At 68.9% G+C, this 3,135-nt stretch carries 3 protein-coding genes; all 3 read left to right on the top strand.

Going from position 1 to position 3,135, the window contains the following annotated elements; genetic code table 11:
- A partial coding sequence (locus tag WA317_RS04210; RefSeq protein WP_425171849.1) for a D-alanyl-D-alanine carboxypeptidase family protein occupies positions 1-949 on the top strand: 949 nt, incomplete at its 5' end.
- Between the two features lie 67 nt (positions 950-1,016).
- Positions 1,017-2,354 carry a sugar porter family MFS transporter gene (locus WA317_RS04215; protein ID WP_425171850.1) on the top strand — a complete coding sequence of 446 codons (1,338 nt, stop codon included), beginning with the start codon at positions 1,017-1,019 and terminating at the stop codon, positions 2,352-2,354.
- Positions 2,351-3,135 (top strand): N-acetylglucosamine-6-phosphate deacetylase (locus WA317_RS04220; RefSeq protein ID WP_425171851.1); only part of this gene is annotated, 785 nt, incomplete at its 3' end. The genes WA317_RS04215 and WA317_RS04220, both read left to right, overlap by 4 nt.

Consider the following 3,135-nt stretch of genomic DNA (forward strand, 5'->3'; position numbering starts at 1 on the left):
CATCTCCGCCGAAGCCTGGGTGGTCGCCGACATGGACAGCGGTGCCGTCGTCGCCGCCCGGGACCCGCACGGCCGGCACCGGCCGGCCAGTGTCATCAAGGTGCTGGTGGCCATGGCGTCGATCAACGAGCTCAGCCTGAACAAGGCGGTTCCCGGCACCGCCGAGGATGCCGCCGCCGAGGGCACCAAGGTCGGCGTCGCGCCGGAGGGCACCTACACCGTCAACCAGTTACTGCACGGGCTGCTGATGCACTCCGGCAACGACGCCGCCCACGCGCTGGCCGGGCAGCTGGGCGGCATGCAGATTGCCCTGGAGAAGATCAACGTGCTGGCCGGCAAGCTGGGCGGACGGGACACCCGCGTCGCGACACCATCCGGGCTGGACGGGCCAGGCATGAGCACCTCCGCCTACGACATCGGCCTGTTCTACCGCTACGCCTGGCAGAACCCCACCTTCAGCAGCATCGTGGCGACGCGGACGTTCGACTTCCCGGGTCACGGCGACCATCCCGGCTACCAACTGGAGAACGACAACCAACTGCTCTACCACTACGCCGGGGCGCTCGGCGGCAAGACCGGCTACACCGACGACGCGGGCCAGACTTTCGTCGGTGCCGCCGACCGCGACGGGCGGCGGCTGGTGGCGGTGTTGATGCACGGCACCCGTCAGCCGATACCGCCGTGGCAGCAGGCGGCACATCTGCTGGATTACGGGTTCGCCACCACCCCGGGCACCCGGGTGGGGACGCTGATCGAGCCCGATCCGGCGCTGGTGGCGCCCAAGCCCGCGGCGGACACCGGGTCGCCGGACACCAGTGCTCAAGCCACCGGGATAGTGCCGGCCGCGGAGGCGCTGCCGGTGCGCGTAGGCGTCGCGGTGATCGGCAGCATCATCGTCTTCGGCTTGATCCTCGCTGCGCGCTCGATGAACCGCCGCCCGCAGAATTAGACCGCACGCAGCAGCCACTTGACCGGTCCGGCGTCCTTGCCGCGGCGCGGGCCACTATAAACGCGGTATGAGCCGCAACCGTCGAGCGTTGCTGGTCGGCTTGACGGCGGCGAGCGTGGGCGTCATCTACGGCTACGACTTGTCCAACATCGCCGGGGCCCTGCTGTTCATCACCGATCAGTTCCACTTGACCATCGGGCAGCAGGAGTTGGTGATGACCGCTGTGGCGGTCGGTGAAATAGCGGGTGCGCTCGGCGGCGGTGTGCTGGCTAACGCGATCGGCCGGAAACGCTCGATGGTGTTGGTGGCGGCCGGCTACACGGTGTTCGCGGTGCTGGCGGCGATGTCGGTGTCAGTGCCGATGCTGCTGGCGGCCCGCCTACTGCTGGGTGTGACGATCGGTGTCTCCGTGGTGGTGGTGCCGGTGTTCATCGCCGAATCGGCGCACGCGGCGTGGCGAGGCTCGCTGCTGGTGGCCTACCAGGTGGCCACGGTCACCGGGATCATCGCCGGCTACCTGGCCGCTTACGCGCTGGCCGATTCGCACAGCTGGCGAGTGATGCTCGGGTTGGCCGCGGCGCCGGCCGCTTTGGTGACGCTGCTGGTGCTGCGCATGCCCGACACCGCGCGGTGGTACCTGTCGAAAAGCCGAGTGGCCGATGCCCGCACGGTGCTGCGACGGGTCGAGGGCGAGGCGGACGTCGAGCGGGAAATCACCGAAATCTTGGGCGCGCTCAGCGAAGAACGCGGCGCGGCGCTGGCCGAGATGCTGCGCCGACCGTATCTGCGGGCCACCGTCTTCCTGGTGGGACTGGGGTTTCTGATCCAGATCACCGGCATCAACGCAATCGTGTATTACAGCCCACGGTTGTTGCAGGCCATGCGATTTACCGGCAACTTCGCGTTGCTGGTGGTGCCGGCGCTGATTCAGGTCGCAGGCCTGATCGCGGTCGGGGTATCGCTGGTACTGGTTGACCGGCTCGGCCGCCGGCCGATCCTGTTGACCGGTATCGGCGTCATGATCGCCGCGGACGCGGTGCTGGTCGGTGCGGGTGATTCCGGTGCGGCGCCGATGATCGGCGTCGCCGGCGTGCTGTTGTTCACCGTCGGGTTCACGTTCGGATTCGGCGCGCTGGTGTGGGTCTACGCCGGCGAGAGTCTGCCGTCGCGGCTGCGCTCGATAGGCTCCTCGGCGATGCTGACCGCCAACCTGATCGGCAACGCGCTGGTGGCAGCGCTTTTCCTGTCGTTGCTGCAAACGGTGGGCAGCAGCATCACTTTCGCCGCGCTCGGGGTGTTCGCCGTGGTCGCCTTCGTCTTCGTCTACCGGTTGGCGCCGGAGACCAAGGGCCGCCAGTTGGAGGAGATTCGGCACTTCTGGGAGAACGGCGGACGCTGGGCATGACGCTGATCAGCGCGAGCGTCGTGGCCTTGACGGGAGTGATCTGCCGGCCGGGCTGGTTGCAGATCGCCGGTCGGCGAATCCTCGATTGCGGCGCGGGTGCCCCGCCGCAACGGCCTGACGTCGACCTGGCCGGCGCGGTCGTGGTGCCCGGATTCGTCGATGTGCATGTGCACGGTGGCGGCGGCGCGTCGTACACCGACGGCGATCTCGCCGACATCGAGCGGGCAGCCGCATTCCACCGCCGACACGGCACCACGAGCACCCTGGCCAGCCTGGTCACCGCATCGCCCGCCGACTTGCTTGCGGGACTGCGTGCGCTCGCCGAGTCGACACGGTCCGGAGTGATCGCCGGTATTCACGTGGAGGGGCCGTGGCTGAGCCCGGCCCGCGGCGGTGCCCACGATGTCGGGCAGCTGCGCGACCCGGAGCCCGCCGAGGTCGACGCGGTGCTCGCCGCCGGTGACGGTGCGATCAGGATGGTGACGCTGGCGCCCGAACGCTTCGGCAGCGCCGCAGCGATCAGTCGCCTGGTCGATGCGGGAATACTTGTGGCCGTCGGTCATACCGATGCCACCTACGAGCAGACGCGGCAGGCGATCGATTCGGGAGCAACGGTCGGCACGCATCTGTTCAATGCGATGCGGCCGCTGCATCACCGGCAGCCCGGGCCGGCGCTGGCCTTGCTGGAGGATCCCCGGGTGACTGTCGAGCTCATCGCCGACGGGGTGCACCTGCATCCCGCGGTCGTGCGCGCGGTGATCGACGCGGTGGGACCGGAGCG

It is taken from the genome of Mycobacterium sp., from assembly GCF_049802695.1.
Classification (GTDB): domain Bacteria; phylum Actinomycetota; class Actinomycetes; order Mycobacteriales; family Mycobacteriaceae; genus Mycobacterium.

What these genes read in the sequence shown, in the direction of transcription:
- WA317_RS04215 (WP_425171850.1), top strand. Translation starts at nt 1,017, where the DNA reads ATGAGCCGCAACCGTCGAGCGTTGCTGGTCGGCTTGACGGCGGCGAGC.